A 25,938-nucleotide genomic window follows, 5' to 3' on the forward strand; every position below is an offset into this window, starting at 1 on the left:
CACCCCAGCCCCGCTTGAATGGTCCATTCATACGATCAGATGTCTTGAATCGCCCATTCAAGCGGTGGGGAAACTACCCGAAACCCAGTTCGTGCAACCGCTCGTCGTCGATGCCGAAATGATGCCCCACCTCGTGGGCGACGGTGATCGCAATCTCTCGTCGGGCCGTCTCGGCGTCGTCGACCATGTTCAGAATCGGACGACGGTAGATGGTGATGACGTCCGGTAGGTGCCCGCTGTACTCGTAGCGGTCGGTGAGAGCGACTCCCTCGTACAGGCCGAGGATGTCCTCGGTGGGGTGCTCCTCCTCGACGAGAATGACGACGTTGTCCATGCGGTCGGTGATGTCCGGCGGAAGCGTATCGAGGGCGTCACCGACGGCATTTTCGAAGTCGGCGCGGCTCATATCGGTGGGAATGTCACCCTCCCGACGTGATCGGGGCCGCACCGGGCAGCGGCGTGGGTAGCGCCCGACCGTCCGGGGCCGATGGCGGCGGTACCGGCGGTTGACCGTTGATAAGGATCTCGCCCTGAGCTGATCCGACGATCGTTGCGAACCCACCCGTGTCGAGTTCACTGCCTATCGAACAGCTGACCTGACGGCTACCTGCCAGCCAACTGGTGACGTCGATGTTGTCCCAGAACAGCGTCAGCGTCTTGTCCCGAAGCGCGTTAGGGGAGCCGAGGTATGCGTTCACGGCGTCGGTGCAGACCGTTGTGAGGTAGGCGTCCTGGTCGGCCTCGTTGGGAATTCCGTTCGGAAACTGTTGGCTCAGGTCTGCGACGGAGACCACCTCGAAGGCGTGGGGCGCGCTGCAGTCGACCGGGTCGGCGGGCACGTTCTGCAGGATGCCGATGCAGGTGCCGGGCTCCCACACGTTCGACTGGTCCAGGTCGAGCGCCGAGCCGGTCATCTCCTGCGGGATGCCGGTATTGGTGGACTTCTGGATTCCACACCGCAACGTCCGCTCGCCTGATGCCCATCCGGCTTGGCTGGGAAACATCAGGCCGACACTGAACTTGCCACTCGGATCGAACTTGGCGCCGAGGTAGTCGTTGACGGCATCGACGCAATGCTCGTCACGTAGCTGTCCGAACCGTTGTGCTCCCGGGTAGACCGAATTCGGAGCGAACTCGAGCCCGGGGTATGCACTCAGGTCGACGTCGGCTGCTACTTCGAATCGATGTGGATCGGCGCAGGAGACTTCGGTGAGGTCCTGTCGGTCGGTCTCCGGGTCATCGGTCGGCGTCCACTGCAGGCACGTGCCGGGATCGGCCGAACCGAACGTCTTGGCCGTGACGGCACCTGTCGTGGCAGGCCCGCCGGCGGAGTGGGTGGCAATCTTCTCCGGTTGCGAGAAACCGCCGGACACGGAGAGCGTGATCGCAGCAGCTGCGACGGCCCCCACCGCGACGAACGCAAGTCCTCGGCGCGCAACGTGCGCCGACACTGTGCGCGGGTTGCGTGTCGTTGTGGGTTTCCCCGGCCGAACCGGATCGCTGGTGGACATCAACTCCATCATGCCCGAGTATCTTCGGTTCCTATGACAGACCCCGAGGAGAGCAGTGCTGACATCGCCGAGCTTGCGGGCCGACTGTTCACGATGGCCCGCGACGGCGACGCCGAGTCTCTGAAGGCATATCTGGATGCCGGTGTACCGGTCGACCTCAACAATGAGGCGGGAGACACCCTGGTCATGCTGGCTGCCTATCACGGTCACCCGCACACTGTTCGGATGCTGGTCGGCGAGGGTGCCGATGTGAATCGGCCGAACGAGAAGGGCCAGACTCCGCTCGCAGGCGCGGTCTTCAAGGGGGAGGACGAGGTGGTGCTAGAGCTGGTCGAGGGTGGAGCGGATCCGCACGGTGGTCATCCGTCCGCGATCGACGCGGCGCGCATGTTCGGACGCGAGGACTACCTGGGCTTGCTCGGCAAGTAAGGTTTTCCTCGTGATCGACCTGAAGTTTCTTCGTGAGAATCCCGATGTCGTCCGTGCCTCACAGCGCACCCGTGGAGAAGATCCCGCGCTAGTCGACGTGCTGCTCGACGCCGATGCGTCCCGACGGGCCGCAGTGCTCGCCGGTGATCAGCTCCGCGCAGAGCAGAAGGCGCTCGGCAAACGCGTCGGGAAGGCGTCGGCGGAGGAGCGTCCTGCACTGCTGGCAGGGTCGTCCGAACTGGCGGCGAAGGTCAAGGCTGCCGAGGCGCTCCAGAACGAGGCCGATGCCGCGCTGGACAGTGCACAACGAGCCTTGTCGAACGTCGTCGAAGAGGGAGCTCCCGCTGGCGGCGAAGACGATTTCGTGTTGATGGAAACCGTCGGTGAGATCCCGACGTTCGACTTCGAGCCGAAAGACCACCTCGAGCTCGGTGAGTCGCTGAAGCTGATCGACATGGAACGCGGCGCGAAGGTGTCGGGTTCGCGGTTCTACTTCATGACCGGCTACGGCGCATTGCTGCAGCAGGGGATGTTGCAGTTGGCAGCGCAGAAGGCCGTCAAGAACGGGTTCACCATGATGATCCCGCCGGTGGTGGTGCGGCCGGAGATCATGGCGGGAACCGGATTCCTGGGGGCCCACGCCGATGAGATCTACCGACTCGAAGCCGACGATCTGTATCTCGTCGGCACGTCGGAAGTCGCGCTGGCCGGTTACCACGCAGGCGAGATCCTCGACCTGTCCGACGGCCCGAAGCGCTACGCGGGCTGGTCGACGTGCTTTCGTCGCGAAGCGGGTTCGTACGGCAAGGACACTCGCGGGATCATCCGCGTCCACCAGTTCGACAAGATCGAGATGTTTTCCTACATCAAGCCCGAGGACGCAGCGGCCGAGCATCGCAAGTTCCTCGAGTTCGAGCGAGAAATGCTTGCGGCAGTGGAACTTCCGTACCGCATCATCGATGTTGCCGGTGGCGATCTCGGGTCCTCGGCGGCCCGCAAGTTCGACTGCGAGGCTTGGGTGCCGACGCAGAATGCCTACCGCGAGCTGACCTCGACGTCCAACTGCACGACCTTCCAGGCCCGACGCCTGGGCGTTCGGTACCGCGACGACAACGGCAAGCCGCAGATTGCTGCGACGCTGAACGGAACATTGGCCACGACGCGATGGATCGTCGCGATCCTTGAGAACCACCAGCAGGCCGACGGGACCGTTCGGGTACCGGAAGCTCTGGTGCCGTTCGTCGGAACGGATGTTCTGCGCTAGAGACGTGTCAGATGGTCGGCTTCACGTCGTCGGCCCAGGCGATCCGCTTCGGATTGCCGTGGCACTCGACGATGGCGGCGTGATCGCTGTCGAAGTAATCCCACGCCCAGGACAGGAAAGCGTCGACCTTGCTGTGCGCGCCGCTCAGTAGTGCGGCATGGACGCCGAGCCACGCCGCGAACGCGAGCGGTCCCTGCACCTGATGTCGGTGCGCGCCGACCTCTGCGACAGCGGCCCCGCGGCCGATCATCGCCATGATGCCCTTGTCCTTGTACTGGAAGACCTTCCGATGTTTTCCTGCGATGGTCAGCTCGATGTTGTGGGCCGCCCAGGTCCCTGCTTGCTGAGCGACCGAACCCAACTGGGGCAACGTCTTTCCGTCTACGTCGGTTATGTTCGCCACGTCGCCGACGGCGTAGACATTGTCGAACCTCGGGACCGTGAGATCGGCCAGTACGTCCAGTCGCCCGCCGGGCCCAGGCTTCGCGTCGCCGGTCGCTGCCACCGGAGCCGCCGATTCGCCGCCGGCCCAGATGACGGTCCGCGAGTCGATGCGGGTGGAGTCACTGAGCACGACGCCACCGGCATCGACTGCGGTGACGCCGACCCCGAGGCGAAGCTTTGCGCCGTGTTCGATCAGCTTGTCGTGTGCGTAGACATGCGAGCGTTCACTGAACGGCGCCAGCAACGCCTGCCCGTGGTTGATGAGCCAGGCCTCCCCGCGACCGCCCGGATGACTCATCTTGCGCAGAGCCGTGAACAGTTCGGCGAAGGCACCCGCGGTCTCGACGCCGGTCGGCCCGCCTCCGACGATGACGACGTCGAGTGGATCGTGTTCACCGCGCAGCACCTCGCTGACGTGGTGGCGAAGCTTCTCGGCGTCGGCGACGGAGTACAGCGGGAACGAAAATTCCTCTGCACCGGGCGTTCCGAAGAAGTTGGCGCGCGCTCCAGCCGCGACGACAAGATAGTCGCCCGAGATCTTTTCACCCGCGGCGGTAAGTGACAGCGAGGCGAAATCCAGGGTGCTGATCTCTGCCCGAACCACTCGGACGTTCTCGAAGCCTTCGAAGATCGTTGCGAGCGGTCGCGCGACGTCCGCGGCAGGCAACTGCGCCGTCGCAACCTGATAGAGCAACGGTTGGAACTGGTGGTAATCGTTGCGGTCGACGATGGTGACGGAAACACCTTTGCGCGCCAGTTCGTGTGCGCAGGCAATTCCGCCCAGGCCGGCACCGGCGACCACCACGTGTGTCATGAGTTAGAGAGTAGTCAGATCGTGCGCTTGAATGGTGCTTTCAAACCATCTAATCGGATCAATGGACCATTGAAGCGGTCAGAAGAACTGTCCCACAACGAAACCGGCGAGCAGAACGGCCGTACCGCCGATCTCGCCACCGATCAGCGCCCACATGAATACGTGTGTCCCGCGGACCGGATGCTCGAATTGATTGTCGGTGTCCTTCAAAAATCCGTGCACCATGTAACTTCCGATGGCAGCGACGAAGAAGAAGACGGCGACGAGACCGGCCGTGAGGTTCACTGCCGTCGGGAACGAGCTGAATTCGGTGAGTGCGGCGAGGACGAGTGTCGCGAACGAGTACATCAGTGCCGCACGGTGCGCGATGTCGACGTACGGGTGCGCCAGAGCTGTAGGCGATGTCGCCATCTGTCGGAATTTCCACACCCCCAGCGCCAGCGCCCAGAGCAGAATCAGACCCGAGAGCAGCAGCAGAACCTTGGTGTCGACGCCCAGAGTTGTCACAAATTTCCTCCCCGTCGCGCAGATGTGGGTGCACCCGACCGCTTGAACGGCGCTCTGAAGCTATCTGATCGTATGAATGGACCATTCAAGCGGGCGGGCGACATGGGCGGGCGACACGGGCGGGCGACACAGGCGGGCGACATGGTCGGGCACGGGCGGGCGGCAACACCTCACACGACGTCACCGATGCAGTAACCGTTGGACCCGATCGTCAGGGTGAATATCCGGTTCTGTTCGACTCCGGAAACTTCGGTGACGTCGGCATAGACCGTGGTGTACTCGCCGTCGTTGGCGGCAACATAGACGCTGTCCGGTTTGTACGACGCCGATCCGGTCAGCCGGCCGGGATTGTTTGCCAATGGCGCCGTGGTCGCCGCGCCCGTGCGCTGCGGGTCCCAAATGGCCCGGGTGTCGCATACGAGCGGGTAGTCGCCTTCTAGGTCGGCGGGGTTCACCGGGGTGCCCGTGAAGCGGCCGAGATACCGCTCGACGGTGTATTCGGCTTCGGTGTCCGTGTAAGCGCCGGACGAGCCCCCCGGAAATACCGCCGGACACGCATACCCGGAGGCGATCTCGCTGCGCTTGACGCTGAGTGTGATGGCTGGGCTACTCCAGGTGACCGCGTATTGCCCGTCGACGCCGGGGGCTGCGGCCGCGTCGAGGATCGATGCGGCGTCGCTGTAGCGGGCTGGGACCTCTGGCGGCGGGACCGTCCAGCACTTCGCCGTTACCGCGGGGACGCCGCCTGCATCGAGGTCGGTGAGGAATGCCCGTAAGGCTGTGGCTGCCTCGGGGTTCGTCGGTACTTCGCCGACGGCCGGACCCACCGGTGGAGGCGTGGTTGCGGGCGGTGTGGTGGCGGACGGCGGTGTGGCGGCGGGCGGCGTTGCCGTAGCTGTTGCCGAGCGCGTCTCGGTGGGAATGCCCTGCTGGCCGTCACCTCCGCAAGCGGTGAGCGTGAGAACTGCCCCGAACAGTCCCATACTTGCTAGAACGTTGACTCTACTCGAACTCATCTACAGCTGACCTTCCGACTGCGTCTTCTCCCCTGGGTCTTCCAGCGACTACGCTAGCCGACTGTGGAACCCGTCTATCGATCTGTCATCGGCATCGCTCGTGTGGTCTTCGCGCTGGAAGGCTTGAAATTCAAGGTTGTGGGCGAGGAGAACATCCCTGCCACCGGTGGCGCGGTCATCGCCGTCAACCACACCGGATACCTGGACTTCACCTATGCTGGCATACCGCCGCGAAGGGTCAAGCGGTACATCCGCTTCATGGCCAAGAAGGAAGTGTTCGACAACAAGATCTCGGGCCCGATCATGCGATCGCTGAAGCACATTCCGGTCGATCGTGGGGCAGGTGCGGATTCCTACCAGGCTGCCGTCGCGGATCTGCGCAAGGGCGAGCTGGTCGGGGTGTACCCGGAGGCCACTATCAGTCGCAGCTTCGAGATCAAGGAATTCAAGTCCGGGGCGGCGAGAATGGCGATCGAGGCCGGCGTGCCGATCATTCCGACGGTCATCTGGGGTGCGCAGCGCGTCTGGACCAAGGGCTTTCCGAAGCGATTGGGGCGCACCAACACTCCCATCTCCATCGCGGTCGGCAAGCCGATCGAGCCGGTCGGTCCACCGAGGGAGCTCACCGAGAAGCTGCATTCGGTGATGCAGGAGATGCTGTTGGCTCTGCAGGAAGATTACGACCACGAGCCTGGCGCGTATTGGGTTCCCGCTCGCCTGGGCGGTAGTGCGCCCACGTTGGAGCAGGCAGACAAGCTCGATGCCGAGGATCTTGCAGCGAGAAATGCTGCGCGGGAAGCGAAGAAGTCCAAGTAGAGCCTGACCACGCCACCTGTGCGCGTGTGCACTGACCCGCGCACACTCGCACAGATGGCGTCTTTGGGTGCTAGCGGTCGTGGAATCCCGGGGTCGAGTCGACGCGCAGGCGGGTCAGATTCCGGTAGCTGATCAGCCACCGACCGTCCTCGAGTCGGTATTCCTCGTGGTAGTGGCCGTATCCATGAAGGTGCTCGGTCGTGCCGGTGGCCGTGTTGGTCCACCACAATTTGTCTTCCATCGCCCAGATTCCCGTGGCGGTGGTCGGCGACGTCAGCGTGATCTCCGGGGTGTGGCCGTGGTGCACGCTGGTGACCTTCACCGCGCCGTCGAGTGTGCTCCGGATGGCCGCGGCCAACGTCTGCGAGCCGGACACCTGTTTGGCGGATTCAGAGGTGCCGGTTTGCGGGGCAGCGTCGGTACTGGTCCACGAATCGCTGACGACGTCGTCGGTGTGGAAGCCCGCGTAGCGGTCCCATTCCTTGTTGTCCATGCACCGCAGGCGCGCGGCGAAGAGCTGCTTGATCTCCTCGATCGCCAGTAGTTTTTCGAGTGCGTCGCTCGCGTTGATCGTCATATCGGTCCACGGTGCCAGGATCTGGGGTGCGGTCGAGTCGGGTTTCCGCTGGATGGGATACGTACGACCGGAGGGGGCCGTGGTTCGCTGATTCAGGACATAGAGGCGTGCCACACCAGCGCGGCGGCTAGTGCACCGATGCCGTTGAGTGACCAGTGCAACGCGATCGGGGCGATCAGACTGCCGCTGCGGCGTCGCAGCCAGGTGAAGACGAGGCCGGCTGCGGCTGTCGCGATGACCGCGGCCACGATGCCTGCGATTTGACCGAACACCCCACCGCCGAGGAAATTGCTGAGCCCCGCATTGCCCGCGGTCAATCCGAGTGACGACGCGATGTGCCATAGGCCGAAGAGCAGTGATCCGGCGGCGAAGACACCACGGGCGCCGTAGATGCGTCCCAGCGTGCCGTGCAGTACGCCGCGGAAGGCCAGTTCCTCCGGGATGACCGTCTGCAACGGGATGACGATCATCGACGCGACGAGCGCTGCCGAAATGGTGGCATACCGGTCGGCCATGAAGAAAGTCCTGGTCATCGGCAGTAGAGCCCCGATCGCAACGACGGTGACGACGATCCCGACTGCACCGAGCGCGTAGATCGAACCGGTCTTCCATTGCTTCGGTGACAGGCCCAGTTCGGCCCAGCCGAGTCCGCGGCGTCGGGTCAGTGCAACGAGGATGACGGCCGCGATGGGTACCGTCGCGATGCTGGCCCACACCGTGGTGAAGTGCGCGATCAGGTTGGTTCCGACCAGCACCAGAACGACGACCGCAACATCGAGGTACGCGTGGAATCCGCGTCGTCGAGATGCCTTCGTGTCGGCCTGGGTCATGAGCATCCCACCAAGTGTACGGAGAACCTGTTCGGTGCCGAGGCGCCAATGCGGGTGGTGTGACCGAATCCTCACCTCGGCCGGGTGGCCTGCCTCCGACGGACTCCCTGGTGAGCGTGCCGGGCGCCGTCGTCGGCTTCTAGGGCACAATGGCGGCGATGCCTGATACCTCTCGGACCCAGCCCCGCCTCGTCGCCAGCGACGTAGACGGCACCCTTCTCGACGCCCACGAGCGGGTCAGCGAGCGCACTCGACGAGCGGTTCTGACCATGGTCGGGGAGGGGACCCCCTTCATCCTCTCGACCGGGCGACCGCCGCGATGGATATCACCCGTAGTCGAGCAACTCGGCTACGCACCGATGTGTGTCTGCGCCAACGGCGCGGTGATCTACGACAGTGCCACCGACCGGATTCTCGACACACAGACGCTGTCGGCCGAGACGCTGCAATGGCTTGCCGACGTCGCGTACTCGGTGTTGCCCGGTTGCGGGCTGGCGGCCGAGCGGGTCGGTAAATCGGCACACGACGCTGCGACGCCGCAGTTCGTCAGTTCACCCGGTTACGAGCACGCGTGGCTCAATCCCGACAACACGGAAACATCCGACACAGAGGTGTTGGAAGTGCCGGCCGTGAAACTGCTCATCAGATTGTCGAGCGCGTCGAGCGGGAACATGGTCGCCGCTCTCGAACCGCTGATCGACGGCCGGGCAGATATCACGTTCTCCACCGACAACGGGTTGATCGAATTGTCGGCACCCGGTGTCACCAAGGCATCCGGTGTCGCCCTCGTCGCCGAACGACTGTCGGTGGCGGCGAAAGACATTGCTGCGTTCGGCGATATGCCCAACGACATCCCGATGCTGAAGATGGCAGGCCGAGGCGTAGCCATGGCAAACGCGCACCCCGCCGTCCTCGCTGCAGCCGACGAAGTGACGGTCAGCAACGTGGACGACGGGGTGGCGGTGGTCCTCGAACGCTGGTGGTGACAAACCCCGCTGCGGCGTCGGCCGCAGCGAGGCCCGAAACCTACGGCGCTGGTGCTACCTCGGGTGCGACAGGAGCCGGTTCGATCGGAGCCGACACAGCACCTTCGTCCATTTTCTGCTGGTAGGTGTCGTTGTAGGTCTTGATGACCGTGGTGACGATTCCAGTTGCTTCGTTGAAGATCAGCGAACCGTTCTCGAAATCGGTGCGCAGGCCCTCGGGGACGCGGTATTCATCCGTACTCGGAAGTCCGAGATCACCGTTCTCCCCACCCAGGGCGAGGAACTGCTCGAAGATCTTGCCGATCACCGCGACTGCTTGACCGGCGATGGTCGTGAAAATGGAGCCGTTGGCGAACCCGGCGGACTGTCCACCCTTGACCTGAACGAGGCCGCTGACCGGTGTTCCGAGAATTCCGGTTTCGCCGCCCGAGGCCAACCACTTCTGTGCGATCGGATTCTGGTCGGCAAGGCGGAGCAGTTCGTCGACGAGCGCCGGAACTCCAGCGCCGAGTGTGCTGCTGACGTCCGTTCCCGCAGAGTTCGGGGTCTGTGCCTCCGGTGCTGCTGCCTCCAGGGCCGGTTCCGACAGGTCGGTCTCTGCAGGAGTAGAACTCACCTCGGCGCCGCCGAGCGATGCTTCGGCGATATCGCGAATCTCGTCCAGCTTTGCGTAGGCACCGTCACCGGGGCATGCGGTGTTCCCGACGTCACGGTGCGCAAAGATAACCGGCAGGTCGACGCTCTGGCCTTGGCCGACGAAGGTGAACTCCGTGCCCTCGGACGTCATCGAAGTGCTGCCCTTGGGATCGAGTCCGGCGAGTCCCAGCCGCCAGCCGAGGAACGAGCCGACCGAATCGATGGTCGCCTGCGGTGGCGCTTCGGTGGAGAAGTCACCCATCATTGCGATGCCCATGGTGTTTTCGTTGAACCCACCGGCATGCGCACCCTGCACCGGCTTGTCCAAACCACCCGCGCGGCCTTCGAATATCTGGCCGTACTTGTCGACCAACACGTTGTAACCGACGTCGCACCAGCCGAGAGTCTGGGCGTGGTAGGCGTAGATGGCCCGGACGATCTCGACCGACTCCGACTTCGAGTACTCGTTGCTGCCCGCGGTGTGATGCACGGTCGCGCCGCCGAGGAAGTCATCATAGTCGGGGTTGGCGCAACGGATGGATTCGTCTGCGCCCCACTGTGATCGCGAGATCACCTTCGGGCCCTTACTTCCCGCGACGGGTGTCGCGAGATCACTGAGTGTGGCGTCCGCGGGGGAAGTGCCGGGCTGAATCAGGACGGCACTGGTGCCGTCGATGGCCGATGCAAGCGGAGTGTCCTGCTGACGCAACGGCTTCGAGACGGAAGCGGGTGTGTAACCGAGTGGCTGCTCGGGGGCGGGCGCCACCTCCGGAGCGGGCGCTGGAGCCGGTGCCGGTGCTGCGGCGGGCGCCTGCGGTCGCGGAGTCATCAGCAGCTGAACTGCCTTGGTTGCTCCCACGAAAATCGGCTCGGTGCCCTGCTTCTCGGGCGCGGCGGCCGCGTCGTCGACGCCTGTGTCGACGGGTTCGGTTGCGAGCCAAGGGCCCCAGGATCCGTCCTCGAGCTGGCGACGAATCTGCGCCGACGTGTTGTCGAGACCTGTCGACGTCAGGGCAACCATGCTGAACGGGGTGTCCTGCTTCAGTTCCTTGACGACAGCGCCGAGTGGCGCGCCGGGATCGTCACCGGCAGGAGGGGTTACCGGAGCCGGCACCTGGGCCGACGGCGCCGAGGAGTCCGGGACCGTCAGGCCGGGGATCTCCGGAATCTGGAACGGCGGAATGGCGATGTTATCCGGAAGCGGCAGGTATTTGAGATCGGACAGGCGGAGGTCGGGCAGCGGAAGACCCGTCAATTCCCTGAGCGGGATGACGATGTCCGGTGCTGCCGCCAGGGCCGTTTCGACGATCGTCGTCGGCACTGTCACAGGGGTGGTCTCGTTGGCCGATCGAACATCGGTGGACGCAGAATCGCCGGAGATGCTGTACGCCGCGAAAGGGCTCGCGACGGCCAGTAGGGCGACAGCGCCGAGAACGATCGACGGCTTCGTTCGACGGTGCAAGGCGGTACTCCTGGTTGTAGGCGAACTGTTCATGAGGTGGTGCGTTCCAATGTCGCGGCAATCGCTACAGCAACATGGGTCACATCCACCCCATCCGACACAAGGCTAAACCTTAGCTTGAGAGTTAGCCAGCGCGCGGATTGCCAGTACGTGCGGCGCGTCGAATCTCACCGCCTACGCTTTTGCCTTGTGACAGTCCACTTCATCGGCGCCGGTCCCGGTGCACCCGACCTGCTGACGCTGCGCGCAGTCGAGCTGCTCAACGCCAGTCCAGTGTGTGTTTACGCTGGTACGTACATCGACGACGCCATTCTCGCGCACTGCCCTCCGGGCGCTCGACTCGTCGACACAGCTCGGCTCGACCTGGACACGATCACGCAAGAACTCGTCGACGCTCATCGACGTGGTGACGACGTCGCACGGCTGTGCTCGGGAGATCCGTCGCTGTACTCCGCGCTCGCGGAGCAGTCGGCACGCCTCGACGCCGCGGGGGTGCCCTGGGATGTCACTCCCGGTGTTCCCGCGTACGCCGCGGCTGCTGCCACGCTTCGCATCGAGCTGACGGTCCCCGAGGTAACACAATCCGTCGTACTGACACGGACGCAGGCGCGCTCGACGGCGATGCCGGATACCGAGGCGCTGTCGCGGTTCGCCGAAACGCGGTCGACGCTGGTGCTGCATCTGGCCATCACCCGGATTCGGGCGTTGGTCGAGGAGATCGTCGGTGAGTACGGCGCCGGCTGTCCGGCCGCTGTCGTCTTTCATGCAAGCAAGCCCGATCAGCTCGTCCTGAACGGAACCCTCGCCGACATCGCCGACCAGGTCGAGGCCGCAGGGCTCCGCCAGGCCGCGGTCATTCTCGTCGGACCTGCGGTGGGCCGCACACCCGGCGTGGAATCGCACCTCTATGACGCTTGCCGAGATCGAGCATGAAAATCCACCTCGTCGGAATCGGGGGCGGGCATCCGGACCAGATCACCGTCCAGGCTGTCGGGAAGCTTCGCGAGGTCGATGTGTTCCTCGTCGCGGACAAGGGCGCATCGGTCGGTGATCTAGGTGACGCGCGCGCGGAGATTCTGCGACGTCATGTGCCGGGGGATTACCGCGTGGTCGCGGTCCCCGATCCGGAGCGTGACCGGAAGCCCAGCGACTACGGGACCGCAGTACTGGATTGGCACGACGCCCGCGCCCGCGCCTACGAGAAGGTGCTGCTCGGTCTGGACCCGTCGGCGACCGTGGGATTCCTCGTCTGGGGTGACCCTGCGCTCTACGACAGCACCATCAGAGTGATCGAGCGGGTCCGTGACTTCGGGACCCTCGATATCGACTACGACGTGACGCCCGGCATCAGCAGTGTGTCGATGCTGGCCGCCGCCCACCGCCTGGTGCTCAACCGAATCGGTGGTCCGATCACCATCACCACCGGCCGGGCCCTCGGCAGCGACGTAGCGGCGGGAGCGGACAACGTCGTGGTCATGCTGGACGGACACCTGGCCTGCCGAGCGTTGGTCGGGGAGGACCGCTGGGGCATTCACTGGGGCGCCAATTTGGGAACAGTGGATGAAAAGTTGGTGTCCGGCAGGTTGGACGAGTGCATCGACGAGATCGACCGGGTACGCGCCGAGCTCAAGAGACAGCATGGCTGGGTGATGGATACCTACCTCTTGCGGGCAGGAGCGGAGCCTGCGCAGTGACTCGGGGGAAGCAGGAGCGGAGCCTGCGCAGTGACTCGGGGGAAGCAGGAGCGGAGCCTGCGGAGTGACTCGGGGGAAGCAGGAGCGGAGCCTGCGGAGTGACTCGGGGGAAGCAGGAGCGGAGCCTGCGGAGTGACTCGGGGGAAGCAGGAGCGGAGCCTGCGGAGTGACTCGGGGGAAGCAGGAGCGGAGCCTGCGGAGTGACTTTGGTAGTCAGGAGCGGAGGGTGTGCGGGTTGTCGGATACCCTGATTGCCCGTGACTGCCGTAAACCCTGTGCCTGTTGATTCCGACGCCTCCGTGACCGGCCGATACGACCTGATCGTCGTCGGATCCGGGTTCTTCGGACTGACTGTGGCGGAGCGCTCGGCGTCTGCGCTGGGCAAGCGTGTCCTTGTTCTGGACCGCCGCCACCACCTTGGAGGTAATGCGTACTCGGAGGCCGAGCCCGAGACGGGTATCGAGATCCATAAATACGGTGCTCACCTTTTTCACACCTCGAACAAGCGGGTGTGGGATTACGTGAATCAGTTCACGGACTTCACGAGTTATCAGCATCGCGTGTTCGCGCTGCACAAGGGCCAGTCGTACCAGTTTCCGATGGGCCTCGGCCTGATCTCGCAGTTCTTCGGCAAGTATTACTCGCCTGCCGAGGCTCGTGCGCTCATCGAGGAGCAGTCCAGTGAGTTCGATTCGAAGGATGCGCAGAACTTCGAGGAGAAGGCGATCTCGCTGATCGGGCGCCCGCTGTACGAGGCGTTCATCCGCGACTACACCGCCAAGCAGTGGCAGACGGATCCGAAGAATCTGCCGGCGGGAAACATCACGCGCCTGCCGGTGCGCTACACCTTCGACAATCGCTACTTCAACGACACGTACGAGGGTCTGCCGGTCGACGGTTACACCGCGTGGTTGGAGAACATGACTGCCGGCGACCTCATCGAGGTCCGGTTGAACACCGATTGGTTCGACGTGCGTGATGAGCTGATCGCCGAGAGCCCGGATGCCCCGATTGTCTACACTGGCCCACTGGACCGCTACTTCGACTACTCCGAAGGTGAATTGGGCTGGCGCACAATCGATTTCGAGACCGAAGTGTTGGCGACCGGTGATTTTCAGGGCACGCCGGTGATGAACTACAACGACGCCGACGTCCCGTTCATTCGTATTCACGAGTTCCGCCACTTCCATCCCGAGCGGGCCTACCCGGCCGACAAGACCGTCATCATGCGAGAGTTCTCGCGATTCGCCGAGAGCGGCGACGAGCCGTACTACCCGATCAACACTCCCGCGGACCGCCAGAAACTCGAGGCGTACCGCGACCGCGCCAAGAAGGAAGCCGCCGAGAACGGGGTTCTCTTCGGCGGGCGGCTCGGCACCTACCAGTACCTCGATATGCACATGGCCATTGCCAGTGCGCTGAACTTGTACGACAACACGCTCGCACCACATTTCGAGTCGGGCGCTGCCCTGGCAGGAGACAAATGACGGCCAAGCATCTGCTCGAGGACGGCGCCCTCGACTTCGCCCCCTACTACGGTAAGTCGCTTCTACAGCGGGTGCTGTTGCCTCGTCCGGGTGAGCCGCTCGACGTGCGCACCCTGTACCTGGAGGAGGCGACAACGAATGCCCGACGGGCACATTCGCTGTCGCGAACCTCGTTGACGGTCGGTGCCGAATCCGAGGTGTCGTTCTGTACCTACTTCAATGCGTTTCCGGCGAGCTACTGGCGCCGCTACAGCATCCTGAAGTCCGTTGTGCTGCGCGTGGAGGTCTCCGGTCATTGCCGGATCGATGTCTACCGCTCCAAAGCGGACAGCTCACGTATTCACGTCGAAGGCCGGGAAGCGGTCGACGGTGATGCGGCACAAGAGTTCGTGATCGATCTCGGTCCGTTCGAGGACGGCGGTTGGATCTGGTTCGACATCACTTCCGACTCCGAAGTCGTACTGGAGAGTGCCGGGTGGTTCGCGCCGATCGAGGCGCCGGGCGAGGCGACGGTCGCCGTCGGGATCCCGACGTTCAACCGACCCACCGATGCGGTGAAAGCGCTTGTGGCTCTGGGCTCGGACCCGCTGGTGCTCGATGTGATCAAGGCCGTCATCATGCCCGATCAGGGTACGAGGAAGGCCAGAGACGAGCCCGGATTCGACGAGGCCGAAGCAGGGCTGGGTGGCCGTCTGGCCATTCACGACCAGGCCAACCTGGGCGGCTCCGGTGGGTACAGCCGCATCATGTACGAGGCGCTGAACAACACCGACTGCCAACACATTCTGTTCATGGACGACGACATCGAGATCGAGCCGGACTCGATTCTTCGAGCGCTGGCAATGTCGCGGTTCGCGAAGGTTCCCACGCTCGTCGGTGGCCAGATGCTCAACCTTCAGGCCCGCAGCCACCTGCATGTGATGGGCGAGGTCGTCGATCGCAGCAACTTCATGTGGACCGGTGCGCAGAACGTCGAGTACGACCACGACTTCAGCGAATACCCACTGCGCTCGAGCAAGCTGCTGCACCGCCGGATCGACGTCGACTACAACGGCTGGTGGATGTGCATGATCCCGCGCGTCGTCGCCGAAGAGCTCGGTCAGCCGTTGCCACTGTTCATCAAGTGGGACGACGCCGAATACGGTTTGCGCGCAAGGGAAGCCGGATACCCGACGGTCACTCTCCCCGGTGCGGCAATCTGGCACATGGCGTGGAGCGACAAGGACGATGCCATCGACTGGCAGGCGTACTTCCACCTGCGTAACCGACTCGTAGTCGCCGCCCTGCACATACCCGGCAACGGTCGCGGCCTGGTGCTCGACACGATCAAGGCCACCGTCAAGCACCTGCTGTGCCTCGAATACTCTACCGTCGCCATTCAGAACAAGGCGATCCGCGACTTCCTCGAAGGGCCCGAGCACATCCTCGAGATCCTCCCGACGTCGCTGGGCGAGGTGCACGCACTGCGCAAGACCTTCCCCGACGCCGTCGTCGTCGACTCTTCGACCGAACTGCCCCTCGCCTCGGGTGAGGAAGTAGGAGCCGTCGGATTGCCGACGAATCCGCTGTCGAAGATTTCTCGCCTGGCCAAGGGTCTCGTGCACAACTTGAAGCCTGCGCACGACCGCCATCACGAGCGCCCACAGCTCAACGTGCCCACGCTGGATGCGCGATGGTTCCTGCTCTCGCAGGTCGATGGCGTCACCGTCACCACCGCCGACGGCCGCGGCGTCGTCTACCGTCAGCGTGACCGCGAGAAAGCGGCCGCACTGTTCAAGGAAGCAATGGCGCTGAGAACCGAGCTCTCGCGTCGGTTCCCCGAACTCAAGGGTCGCTACCGCGATGCCGTCCCTCACCTCACCAGTAAGGAAACCTGGGAACGTGTCTTTCGTTACGAGGCGTAAGAACCAAAGCGAGGCTGCTGCGGAGGTTCGCATCCTGTCGATGATCCAGTCGACGGTCGGCGCGCAACCCGGGGCCGTCGCGGTGGCTCGTGGTATGTCGCACTTCGGTGAGCATGCTCTGGGTTGGGTTGCCATCGCGGGCATCGGCGCTGTGCTCGATGCTCCGCGCAGGCGGCAGTGGGCGGGCGTCGCGGTCGGTGCAGTGGGTTCGCATGCCGCGTCGATCGTCATCAAGAGAGTCGTGCGGCGTCCGCGCCCCAACGATCCGTCGGTGCACATCAATGTCTCCACACCCAGCAAGTTGAGCTTTCCGTCCTCGCACGCAACCTCGACTACGGCAGCCGCCGTGTTGCTCGGTAGGTTGACCGGACTACCGTTGACAGCGGTCCTGGTGCCTCCGATGCTGCTCTCGCGGCTTGTTCTCGGTGTCCATTATCCGACAGATGTACTTGCAGGATCAGCGCTCGGCGCGATATCGGCAGCCGCCATCCTGAAGTTCGAAGGAGACAAATGAGCGAGGAAGCCTCCGTCGTCGGAGCACCACCGAAGAATCTTGCCGAAGGCGTGATCAAGGCGCTTCGACCCAGGCAGTGGGTCAAGAACGTCCTGGTACTCGCTGCGCCGCTGGCTGCGGGGTCCGTCACCGAAGGTGATGTGCTTCTTCCCGTCGCACTGGCCTTCGTCGTGTTCTGTTTCGCGGCGTCGGGCATCTACCTGGTCAACGACGCCCTCGACGTCGAGGCCGACCGCGCGCACCCGACGAAACGGTTCCGTCCGATCGCCGCAGGGGTGCTCCCGGTCAACCTCGCGTACGCGATGGCCGTGGTGTCCCTGAGCCTTGCCGTCGGACTGTCTTTCTTCGCGAACTGGAAGCTCGCCCTGGTGATCGGGGTGTACATCGTCGTTCAGTTGGCTTACTGCTTCGGGCTCAAGCACCAGGCCGTGCTGGACATCTGCATCGTGTCCTCGGGCTTTCTGCTCCGCGCCATCGCGGGTGGTGTGGCTGCGTCCATTCAGCTCTCGCAGTGGTTCCTGCTTATCATGGCTTTCGGGTCGCTGTTCATGGCTGCCGGCAAGCGATACGCCGAACTGCAGTTCGCCGAGCGTACGGGCGCGAAGATTCGTAAGTCGCTGGAGAACTACACGACTACCTATTTACGATTCGTGTGGACGCTCTCGGCTACCGCCGTCGTCCTCTGCTACGGCCTGTGGGCTTTCGAACAGGACGCCGCAACCACTACCAACTGGTTCGCCATCTCCATGGTTCCGTTCACTATCGCGATCCTGCGTTACGCAGTGGATGTCGATGGAGGCGAGGCAGGCGAACCCGAGGAGATCGCGTTGGGCGATCGGGTGTTGCAGGTACTCGCGCTCGCGTGGATCGGAGTAGTGGTTGTCGCCGTCTACCTCGCGTGAGGTGCTGCCCGCCCCTACACGCACGTCGAGGACGATCTTCGGCATCGGTGTTGCTGTGTCCGCACTGTTGTTCCTTGTCGGTGCCTGGGAACGGCGGTGGATCGCCGACGACGGTCTGATCGTTCTCCGTACGGTCCGCAATCTTCTGGCCGGCAACGGCCCGGTCTTCAATGCCGGCGAGCGTGTGGAGACCAATACCAGCACCATCTGGACCTACCTGGTCTATGCGGTCAGCTGGCTCAGCGAGATACGTCTCGAGTACGTGGTTCTGACCATTGCGTTGGTCTTGTCGACCGCTGCGATCGTGCTGGCGATGTTCGGTACCTACGCGCTTCGGACGCGGTCGGCAGGCGTGGTGGCGTACCTTCCCGCCGGGGTACTCGTCTACACCGCGGTTCCTCCTGCTCGAGACTTCGCCACTTCGGGTCTCGAGACATGTCTGGTCATTTTCTGGATTGCAGCGCTGTGGTTGCTGATGGTCCGCTGGAGCACCAGAACCATCAGCAGTCCCGCGTGGCTGTTCCTTGCCTTCTGGGCCGGCCTCGGTCCGCTGGTGCGCCCGGAACTCGTCATTCTGTCGGGGCTCGCGCTCGTCATGCTGTTTCTCGCGCGTCAATCCTGGGCGAGTCGTCTCGCAGTCTTCGTCGTCGCAGGCATCGTGCCGGTCGGATATCAGATTTGGCGGATGGGCTACTACGGTTTGCCCTACCCGAACACCGCGGTGTCCAAGGATGCCGGCGGCGCAAAGTGGGCACAAGGTTTCGACTATCTGTGGAATTTGCTCGGACCGTACATGCTCTGGATACCGCTGCTGCTGATGCTCGTCGCCGGTGTGGCGACAGCTGTCATGTCAGGTCGTGCAGGCCTACGAATTCCGAGATCGCGCCGAGATGCGCAAAGCCTTTTACGCAGCCGGACCGCCGTCGTCGCATTCGTCCTGATCGGTGGACTTCTATCGGCTGTTTATGCGGTACGAGTGGGCGGCGATTTCATGCACGGTCGCACACTCCTGCCTGCATTGTTCACTCTGCTTCTCCCCATTTCGGTGTTGCCCGTGACAATTCCGAACAAAAGTTCAGATACACGACAGGTCTTGACAGCGGCAGGCGGCGGCGTTCTTTGGCTGGCGACGATCGTGTGGGCATTCTTTGCCGCCAACACGACGGGGATGCCGGAGGGCTCCATCGTCGGGCGCAGTGGGATCGTGGACGAGCGCGCGTTCTACTCCCTCAACACCGGGCATGCGCACCCGATTCTCGCGGCGGACTACCTCGACTACCCGCGGATGCGACCGATGGTGGAAACCATCGCAAACACCCCGGACGGCGGACTCTTGTTGCCCTCGGCTCAGTTCACGTACTGGGACGTCGTACCTCCGCCGCTGCCGATACCTCCAGGTGGCGCTGGTCACACGGTCTACTTCTTGAACCTGGGCATGACGAGCATGAACGTCGGCCTCGAGGTGCGAGTAATCGATCAAATGGGCCTTGCCTACCCGCTGGCTTCGCATACCGAGCGGTTGGAGAACGGCCGCATCGGGCACGACAAGAACTTGTACCCGGACTGGGTCGTCGCCGATCTGGGTCTCGTCGACAAGCATCCGTTCCTGCCCTGGTACATGGACGAGGACTGGGTCGCCCAGGCGCGTGTAGCTCTCTCGTGCGAGGACACCCGAGAACTCATCGATTCGTATCGCGCCCCCCTGACGAAAGAGTTGTTCGTCAGGAACATCAAACGTTCGCTGTTCTATGCCGGTTATCGATTCGATCGAGTTCCGGAGTACGAAATACAGAGATGTGGTTTAGAGCCTCCTATCCTGCCGGGGGAGAATTAGGCGGTCGTCGGTTGCTTCGATATCCATTCGAGGCCAAGATGGGATATCTCATTTAAGTAACGGGTATCGCGCTTCGGCCGATGTATGCGAAAGATGTGTGTGAATGCTGGTCCGGCAAGGACCAAATTTCATACCGCTGAAACGGGCGAATGGCCCACTGGTTACGGATCACCACACCGCTGAGAGGTAAGACTGCATGCTGGGAAGAACCAAGAAGAGCGGCGCGGGACGGGTGCGTCGGGTGCTCACCGCGCTGATGCTCGCCGTGATCCTGCCCGCCGGTCTGGCCGTGGCCGGGACAGGCGCAACCGCCAACGCGGCATTCGATCCGCGAGCGTTCGACTTCGTCACCGACTCCAGCATGGGCCCGATCAAGAGTCGCATCTGGCGTGCAGCTGACGGCAACACCAATCGAGTGGTCTACCTGCTCGACGGCCTGCGCGCCACCAACGACATTTCCGGCTGGGAGCACGAAACCGATGTCGGCGCGTACTTGGCGTCGTGGAACATCAACGTCGTCGAGCCTGTCGGCGGACAGTCGAGCTTCTACAGCGACTGGTACGCACCGTCTAACTTCAACGGACAGCAGACCACGTACAAGTGGGAGACGTTCCTGACGCAGGATCTGCGCAACAACCTCTCCAGCCGCCTCGGCTTCAATCCGAATCGCAACGGCGTCGTCGGCATCTCAATGGGCGGTAGCGCTGCGCTGACGCTCGCCGCCTACCACCCCGACCAGTTCAGCTACGCGGGCTCGCTGTCCGGCTACCTGAACATCTCGGCGCCCGGAATGCGCGAAGCAATGCGTGTTGCGCTGCTCGACTCGGGTCGCTTCAACATCGACGCCATGTGGGGACCGCCCTGGGATCCGGCGTGGTTGCGTAACGATCCGTTCGTGTTCGCCCCGCGACTTCGCGACAACGGCACCCGCGTGTGGGTCTTTGCAGGAAGCGGTCTGCCGGGCGGGCTCGATCAGCCACGTGCTCCGATCGACTACTACAACACCGGCAACGCCATGGGACTCGAAGCTATCGCTCTGGCCAACAGCCGTGCGTTCCAGATTCGCATGGCGAGCCTCGGTGCGAACAACGTGACGTACGCATTCCCGGCAGTAGGAACACATCAGTGGGGCTACTGGCAGGAACAGGCTCACATCATGGCACCTGATCTGAGTGCACACATCGGGTAACGTACCCGGCGAAATCCCCGCTTTCCGGCCCGTTGTGAAAGTTCACGATGTTTACGGGCTGGTCAGCGGGGCTCTCACAGGCTACTCTCAGTTCTTGATATCAGCCCCAAAGCAGATCTGCGGCTTCGAACCACAGTTTTGCTCTGGGGCTGATGAGTGGAATACCCTCCAGTCCTAGTTCACCACCGAATACCCCTTTGCTTACGGCCCGACAGGGCCGAAGATGCCCTGTTGGCACGCCGGGCGCCGCGACACCGCGGAGACCTGCAGTAGACGAGAGAGAGCACGATTCATGCGATTTGCTGGCCTCAGCAGTAAAGCTAGGTGGGGTAAGCGCCTCATCGGCGTCGGCGCGGCAGCCCTGGTCCTCCCACTCACCGTCGGTGTCGTGGGTGGCGCAACGGCTCTCGCAGCACCGAGTGCAGTGGTTCACAAGGCCCCGTCCGGTGGGCGCGAGGACCTGTTCGTCCCATCCGAGATGGGACCGATCAAGGTTCAGGTCCAGTGGGCAGCGCGTGGCGGCGACGCCGCTCTCTACCTGCTCGACGGACTCCGCGCCCGCGATGACCGCAACGCATGGTCCTTCGAGACCAACGCACAAGACCAGTTCGCCGGCGACAACGTCACGCTCGTCATGCCAGTCGGTGGGCAGGCCAGCTTCTACAGTGACTGGTACGCCGCGTCCAACCTCAACGGCCAGGAAGTCACCTACAAGTGGGAAACCTTCCTGACCGAGGATCTCCCGGCCTACCTGGAGAACTACGGCGTTTCGCGTAACAACAACGCTGTCGTCGGAATCTCGATGGGTGGCTCGGCCGCACTGACGCTCGCTGCCTACCACCGCGACCAGTTCAAGTTCGCCGGTTCGTTCTCCGGATACCTGAACATCTCGGCTCCCGGTATGCGCGAAGCCATCCGCGTGGCAATGCTCTCGCAGTCGTGGTTCAACGTCGACTCCATGTGGGGACCGCCCTGGAGCCCGGCGTGGCTTCGCAACGACCCGTTCGTCTTCGCTCCGAAGCTGAAGGGCCTGTCGCTGTACGTCTCGGCTGCCAGTGGTCTACCCGGCGAGTTCGACAAGCCGCGTGCTCCGATCGACTTCTACAACACGGCAAACGGCATGGCTCTCGAAGCCCTGGCGCTCGCCAACAGCCGCGCATTCCAGGTCCGCCTGGCTACGCTCGGTATCCCGGCGACGTTCGACTTCCCGGCGAGCGGTATCCACGCGTGGCCGTACTGGTCTTCCGAGCTGTTCAAGGCCCGTGGTCAGATTCTCGAGGCTCTGAACGCCTGATCTCGAAGACCAGATCGAGTTCTAGATTCGCACAAATGCCGTCCTGCACCAGTTGCAGGGCGGCATTTTTGCGTGTGCGGGCGCGTGCTGGCGGCGGAACCGATCAACAATTGCACCACCAGTCACAGCGAGCCTCGTGTGCTTCGGCGTAGTTCGCGTGTAGAAAGACATCGTCAGCAAGAACGAAGGAGAGTCATCATCATGCGCAGTGGGCTTGCTCGGTTCGGAGTAGCAGCGGCATTGGCCGTCGCCCTGGCATCGCCGTTCGGCGCTGCCGGCATTGCGCAAGCGGTTCCGGTACCCGCGTCGCTGCCTGCGCAGACGAAGGCACCCTCCGGAGCTACCGTCACCGATGTCGATTGGCTGTCGGACCGTCGCGTAGCGCTCTGGATCACCTCTCCTTCGATGGGCACTCCGATTCAGGTCCAGCTCCTGCTTGCGCGCGACTGGAACATCAACCCGCAGGCCATCTTCCCGTCGGTGTACATGCTCGACGGTCTTCGAGCAACGGACACCGAGAACGGTTGGACGCTCGAGACGGACATCGAGTCCTACTTCGCCGACAAGAACGTCAACGTCGTACTGCCGGTCGGTGGACAGTCCAGCTTCTATTCCGACTGGATCGACCAGGACCAGGGGAAGAACTATCAGTGGGAGACGTTCCTGACCAAGGAACTACCACCGATCCTCGAGAACGACTGGCGTACCAACCAAACTCGTGGTGTCGTCGGCCTGTCGATGGGTGGCACGGCCGCGATGTTCCTCGCTGCACGCAACGAGGGCTTCTTCACGTTCGCAGCGTCACTGTCCGGCATTCTTACGACGACTTCTCTGGGCATGCCACAGGCGATTCAGTATGCGATGACCGACGCGGGCGGGTACGACTCCAAAGCGATGTGGGGCGCGCCCACCAATGATCTCTGGGCCCAGCACGACCCATACCTGCTGGCCGATCAGCTCGAAGGCGTCAGTCTCTACGTATCGAGCGGAAACGGCGCAGCCGGACCGTACGATCCGCCGTCGGGCATCCCGGGCGTCAGCTCCAACTACGCCGGCATGGGTCTGGAAATCCTCTCGCGCCTGACCTCACAGACATTTGCGACCAAACTGAACAAGCTCGGCATCCCCGCCCAGGTCAACTACCGGCCGTCGGGAACGCATACGTGGGAGTACTGGCAGTTCGAGCTGCATCAGCTCTGGCCGCAGCTCGCCGGCGCACTCGATGTCGATGCGGACAAGCCCGCATGCAACGTCGCCGGAGCGATCGGTAACGCCTCGGGCGCGAATTCCTGGTTGGGCGACTGCCTGACCCCGGAGTACAACGTCGCAGGCGGTCGGGCACAGGACTTCAGGTTCGGACGCGTCTTCTTCTCACCCGACACCGGTGCTCAGGTAGTCGCAGGTGCGATCGGCGGCAATTACCAGGGCTCCGGCGGTCCTTCGGGCCCACTGGGCTTTCCGAAGACCGGCGAGTTCGGAACTCCCGACGGACGCGGACGCGCAAACGCATTCCAGAACGGAATGGTCTACTTCACGCCACAGACCGGTGCGCATGCCGTGCGTGGCGCGATCCTCGACGAGTGGGCACGCCAGGGCTACGAGGGTGGCCCGCTGGGTTACCCGGTGCTCGACGAGGTGGCGACGCCGTCGAAGCCTGGCGCGGTCCAGGGCTTCGAGGTCGGCGCGATGTACTTCAGTCCCGAACTCGGTACCCACTCGGTGCAGGGCATGATTCTCGGCAAGTACGGCCAACTCGGTTGGGAGAACGGCCCACTCGGCTTCCCGAAGACCAGTGAGCTTGGTCCGATCAAGGATGGCGGCCGGTTCAACGAGTTCGAGGGTGGCAACGTTTACTGGAGTCCGCTGACCGGGGCGTGGGCAATTCGCAACGGTGAGATCTTCGACGCATGGAAGAGCGCCGGCTACGAAGGTGGCCGATTGGGATATATCACCAGCGATCAGTTCGATATCGACGGTGGCGGCGTGCAACAGAACTTCCAGTTCGGGATCATCACTGTGAAGGATGGCAAGGTCACAATCGCGCCGTGATCGCTGCTCGCGAGGTTCGGGGTCCCGCTTCAGGTTTCTCTCAGTGGAACTCTGTACCCTCACGCGTTGAACGATGCCGCTCGTGAATCATGCGCTTGTGAGGACTGGATTGAACATGCGAACGTCTCTGGCCCGGACCCTGTCGATGGGTGTTCTCGCCGTAGCTGCAGGTGGAATGTTGGTTGCCTGCGGAAGCGACGACTCCACCGCCACCGGGGTACCGACCACCACCACCACGACCACGGCCGAATCCTCGACCACCTCGGCGACGACCTCGGCGAGCGAGTCGACGACGTCGGCTGCCGTGACGAGTCCCGGTGAGGCAGCGACCGCACCACCGGAGCAGCCGCAGCCTGTCCCCGAGGATTTCCCGGGTGCAACCCAGGCACCGATGGACGATCGAGGCCAAGCGTTCCTCGAAGAGTTGAAAAAGGGTGGGGTCACCCCGGCGGGCAACGGTGAGATCGCCATCTCGACGGCCACCTACATTTGTTCGGCTCAGTCGCAGGGTGTCGCACCGGACGAGATTTCGACGTTCGTGACCGCCAACGTCGGAGTCGAGGCAAGCGCGTCGGGCACGCAGATCACGGCCGAGCAGGCAGGCGAGACTGCGCAGCTCTACATCACCGCCGCACAGAACACGATTTGTAAGGCCTGACGGTCTCGATGGCGAACCGGACGAAGAAAAAGAGGCATCTGCTACCGAAGCTCATTGCGGCAGCAGTCGTTCTCGGCCTGGTCATCGTGGCTGCGTGGTACCTGCTTGCCGGAAGGCTGCCGGACACTGTGCCTTCTCCGGTCCCCGAGCCCGGCCCGGGTGAGCAGACGTCGCAACCGGCGGACTGTGCCGATGTCTCGGTCATCGCTATCCCCGGTACCTGGGAATCTTCGGCGACCGATGATCCGTACAACCCGTCGGCCAATCCGTTGTCGTTGATGCTGAACGTGACGCGGCCGCTGCAGGAGCAGTTCGAGCCTGGGCGGGCCAGCGTGTACACGGTCCCGTACGTTGCGCAGTTCTCCAATCCGATCGCTTTCCCACCAGACGGCCAGCAGTCGTACAACAACTCTCGCACCGCGGGTGCTGCGGCAGCGAAGGCCGAACTGACCCGCGTCAGCGAGCATTGCCCACTGACGAGTTACATCCTGACCGGCTTCTCTCAGGGTGCTGTGATCGCAGGCGACATCGCCTCCGAGATCGGTGCAGGCAACGGCCCGGTCTCAGCGGACAAGGTTCTGGGCGTGACGTTGATAGCGGACGGACGCCGTGACGGCACCTCCGGTCAGGACGTCGGACCGCCGGTCGACGGCGTCGGCGCCGAGGTTGCGCTCGGGGGTCTCGACTTTCCCGGCGTCACGATGACCGGGGCTCGCGCGGGCGGGTTCGGTTCACTCGATTCGGTGGTCAATCAGATATGTGCGCCGGGAGATCTCATCTGTACTGCTCCGTCGGAAGGCTTGTCGCTGCGCAACATTCCGCAGAGCATCGGAATTCTCGTGGGGGCTGCAGGTAACCCGGTGCATGCGTCGTACAACACCTTCGTCGTCGATGACAGCGGCACGACGACGACCCAGTGGACTACGCAGTGGGCAGCCGGACTGATCGAGCAAGCGCCGTCGATTCCTCACTCCTGAGCGGAGGGGGCGGGGCCGAGTGTAGGTGTCACAAGGTCCGCTCCGCCCCCTGGGGAATAGGCACAAAGCTGGTCCTCGTGTACCCCGGCAGGTGTATTCCCGGGTAGTGAGCAGATAGAGTGGCCGCTTGGACTAGGCGCAATC

General features: G+C 63.4%; 24 protein-coding genes. 16 read left to right on the forward strand and 8 right to left on the reverse strand.

Annotated elements, in window-relative coordinates:
- Positions 1 to 73: 73 nt before the first annotated feature.
- The gene (locus BJI47_RS03850; RefSeq protein ID WP_088942484.1) at positions 74 to 406 is read right to left on the reverse strand and encodes a metallopeptidase family protein; all 333 of its coding nucleotides are present in this window, start codon (positions 404 to 406) and stop codon (positions 74 to 76) included.
- A 13-nt stretch (positions 407 to 419) separates the two neighbouring features.
- On the reverse strand, positions 420 to 1,511 hold the full coding sequence (locus BJI47_RS03855; protein ID WP_088942513.1) for a septum formation family protein: 1,092 nt from the start codon (positions 1,509 to 1,511) through the stop codon (positions 420 to 422).
- A gap of 33 nt (positions 1,512 to 1,544) precedes the next feature.
- Here BJI47_RS03855 and BJI47_RS03860 point away from each other — a divergent pair, with 33 nt between their 5' ends.
- Together BJI47_RS03860 and serS are read left to right on the forward strand one after the other, a co-directional pair.
- Positions 1,545 to 1,940: an ankyrin repeat domain-containing protein gene (locus tag BJI47_RS03860; protein WP_088942485.1), complete on the forward strand. Its 396-nt coding sequence runs from the start codon at positions 1,545 to 1,547 to the stop codon at positions 1,938 to 1,940.
- 10 nt (positions 1,941 to 1,950) lie between these two features.
- Positions 1,951 to 3,204 (forward strand): serine--tRNA ligase, encoded by a 1,254-nt coding sequence (serS, locus tag BJI47_RS03865; protein ID WP_088942486.1) that lies wholly within the window; start codon positions 1,951 to 1,953, stop codon positions 3,202 to 3,204.
- 7 nt (positions 3,205 to 3,211) lie between these two features.
- Here serS and BJI47_RS03870 read toward each other — a convergent pair whose 3' ends face one another.
- The 3 genes from BJI47_RS03870 to BJI47_RS03880 form a co-directional block, all read right to left on the reverse strand.
- Positions 3,212 to 4,462, reverse strand: a complete 1,251-nt coding sequence (locus BJI47_RS03870) for an NAD(P)/FAD-dependent oxidoreductase (protein WP_088942487.1) — start codon at positions 4,460 to 4,462, stop codon at positions 3,212 to 3,214.
- 78 nt (positions 4,463 to 4,540) lie between these two features.
- The gene (locus tag BJI47_RS03875; RefSeq protein ID WP_088942488.1) at positions 4,541 to 4,969 is read right to left on the reverse strand and encodes a hypothetical protein; all 429 of its coding nucleotides are present in this window, start codon (positions 4,967 to 4,969) and stop codon (positions 4,541 to 4,543) included.
- Between the two features lie 170 nt (positions 4,970 to 5,139).
- On the reverse strand, positions 5,140 to 5,985 hold the full coding sequence (locus BJI47_RS03880) for a hypothetical protein (RefSeq protein WP_088942489.1): 846 nt from the start codon (positions 5,983 to 5,985) through the stop codon (positions 5,140 to 5,142).
- 63 nt (positions 5,986 to 6,048) lie between these two features.
- On the opposite strand from BJI47_RS03880, the gene BJI47_RS03885 reads away from it, so the two are divergent.
- On the forward strand, positions 6,049 to 6,801 hold the full coding sequence (locus BJI47_RS03885) for a 1-acyl-sn-glycerol-3-phosphate acyltransferase (RefSeq protein ID WP_088942490.1): 753 nt from the start codon (positions 6,049 to 6,051) through the stop codon (positions 6,799 to 6,801).
- Between the two features lie 70 nt (positions 6,802 to 6,871).
- Here the strand turns inward: BJI47_RS03885 and BJI47_RS03890 are convergent, their stop codons facing one another.
- Together BJI47_RS03890 and BJI47_RS03895 are read right to left on the reverse strand one after the other, a co-directional pair.
- Complete coding sequence (locus tag BJI47_RS03890) at positions 6,872 to 7,378, reverse strand: nuclear transport factor 2 family protein (protein ID WP_088942514.1); 507 nt, start codon at positions 7,376 to 7,378, stop codon at positions 6,872 to 6,874.
- A 92-nt stretch (positions 7,379 to 7,470) separates the two neighbouring features.
- Positions 7,471 to 8,214: a CPBP family intramembrane glutamic endopeptidase gene (locus tag BJI47_RS03895; RefSeq protein ID WP_088942491.1), complete on the reverse strand. Its 744-nt coding sequence runs from the start codon at positions 8,212 to 8,214 to the stop codon at positions 7,471 to 7,473.
- Positions 8,215 to 8,357: 143 nt separating this feature from the next.
- Here BJI47_RS03895 and BJI47_RS03900 point away from each other — a divergent pair, with 143 nt between their 5' ends.
- Positions 8,358 to 9,194 (forward strand): Cof-type HAD-IIB family hydrolase, encoded by an 837-nt coding sequence (locus tag BJI47_RS03900; protein ID WP_088942492.1) that lies wholly within the window; start codon positions 8,358 to 8,360, stop codon positions 9,192 to 9,194.
- A gap of 40 nt (positions 9,195 to 9,234) precedes the next feature.
- Here BJI47_RS03900 and BJI47_RS03905 read toward each other — a convergent pair whose 3' ends face one another.
- Positions 9,235 to 11,292 carry an N-acetylmuramoyl-L-alanine amidase gene (locus BJI47_RS03905; protein ID WP_088942493.1) on the reverse strand — a complete coding sequence of 686 codons (2,058 nt, stop codon included), beginning with the start codon at positions 11,290 to 11,292 and terminating at the stop codon, positions 9,235 to 9,237.
- 189 nt (positions 11,293 to 11,481) lie between these two features.
- Between BJI47_RS03905 and cobM the strand changes: the two genes are divergently transcribed.
- The 12 genes from cobM (at position 11,482) to BJI47_RS03965 (ending at position 25,794) form a co-directional block, all read left to right on the forward strand.
- Complete coding sequence (gene cobM / locus BJI47_RS03910; protein ID WP_088942494.1) at positions 11,482 to 12,225, forward strand: precorrin-4 C(11)-methyltransferase; 744 nt, start codon at positions 11,482 to 11,484, stop codon at positions 12,223 to 12,225.
- Positions 12,222 to 12,986, forward strand: a complete 765-nt coding sequence (gene cobF, locus BJI47_RS03915) for a precorrin-6A synthase (deacetylating) (protein WP_088942495.1) — start codon at positions 12,222 to 12,224, stop codon at positions 12,984 to 12,986. Before cobM ends, cobF begins: the two co-directional genes overlap by 4 nt.
- Positions 12,987 to 13,243: 257 nt before the next feature.
- Positions 13,244 to 14,473, forward strand: coding sequence for a UDP-galactopyranose mutase (glf, locus tag BJI47_RS03920; RefSeq protein WP_254900362.1), 1,230 nt, complete (start codon positions 13,244 to 13,246; stop codon positions 14,471 to 14,473).
- Complete coding sequence (locus tag BJI47_RS03925) at positions 14,470 to 16,377, forward strand: glycosyltransferase (RefSeq protein WP_088942496.1); 1,908 nt, start codon at positions 14,470 to 14,472, stop codon at positions 16,375 to 16,377. The genes glf and BJI47_RS03925 overlap by 4 nt, the downstream gene beginning before the upstream one ends.
- A 40-nt stretch (positions 16,378 to 16,417) precedes the next feature.
- Complete coding sequence (locus BJI47_RS03930; protein ID WP_254900365.1) at positions 16,418 to 16,891, forward strand: phosphatase PAP2 family protein; 474 nt, start codon at positions 16,418 to 16,420, stop codon at positions 16,889 to 16,891.
- Positions 16,888 to 17,793: a decaprenyl-phosphate phosphoribosyltransferase gene (locus BJI47_RS03935; RefSeq protein ID WP_088942498.1), complete on the forward strand. Its 906-nt coding sequence runs from the start codon at positions 16,888 to 16,890 to the stop codon at positions 17,791 to 17,793. The genes BJI47_RS03930 and BJI47_RS03935 overlap by 4 nt, the downstream gene beginning before the upstream one ends.
- Complete coding sequence (gene zomB / locus BJI47_RS03940; protein WP_303393524.1) at positions 17,771 to 19,627, forward strand: flagellar motor control protein ZomB; 1,857 nt, start codon at positions 17,771 to 17,773, stop codon at positions 19,625 to 19,627. Before BJI47_RS03935 ends, zomB begins: the two co-directional genes overlap by 23 nt.
- 196 nt (positions 19,628 to 19,823) lie before the next feature.
- Complete coding sequence (locus BJI47_RS03945; protein WP_176224663.1) at positions 19,824 to 20,816, forward strand: alpha/beta hydrolase family protein; 993 nt, start codon at positions 19,824 to 19,826, stop codon at positions 20,814 to 20,816.
- A gap of 292 nt (positions 20,817 to 21,108) precedes the next feature.
- Entirely contained in the window at positions 21,109 to 22,110 is a 1,002-nt protein-coding gene (locus tag BJI47_RS03950; protein WP_084348142.1) for an alpha/beta hydrolase family protein, read from the forward strand.
- A gap of 201 nt (positions 22,111 to 22,311) precedes the next feature.
- Positions 22,312 to 24,159: an alpha/beta hydrolase-fold protein gene (locus BJI47_RS03955; RefSeq protein WP_088942500.1), complete on the forward strand. Its 1,848-nt coding sequence runs from the start codon at positions 22,312 to 22,314 to the stop codon at positions 24,157 to 24,159.
- 115 nt (positions 24,160 to 24,274) lie between these two features.
- Positions 24,275 to 24,817, forward strand: coding sequence for a DUF732 domain-containing protein (locus BJI47_RS03960; protein WP_088942517.1), 543 nt, complete (start codon positions 24,275 to 24,277; stop codon positions 24,815 to 24,817).
- Between the two features lie 8 nt (positions 24,818 to 24,825).
- Positions 24,826 to 25,794 (forward strand): cutinase family protein, encoded by a 969-nt coding sequence (locus BJI47_RS03965; protein WP_088942501.1) that lies wholly within the window; start codon positions 24,826 to 24,828, stop codon positions 25,792 to 25,794.
- The last annotated feature ends 144 nt before the right edge of the window (positions 25,795 to 25,938 follow it).

Origin of the sequence: Rhodococcus sp. 1168, assembly GCF_002091955.1 — a bacterium.
GTDB lineage: Bacteria > Actinomycetota > Actinomycetes > Mycobacteriales > Mycobacteriaceae > Rhodococcoides.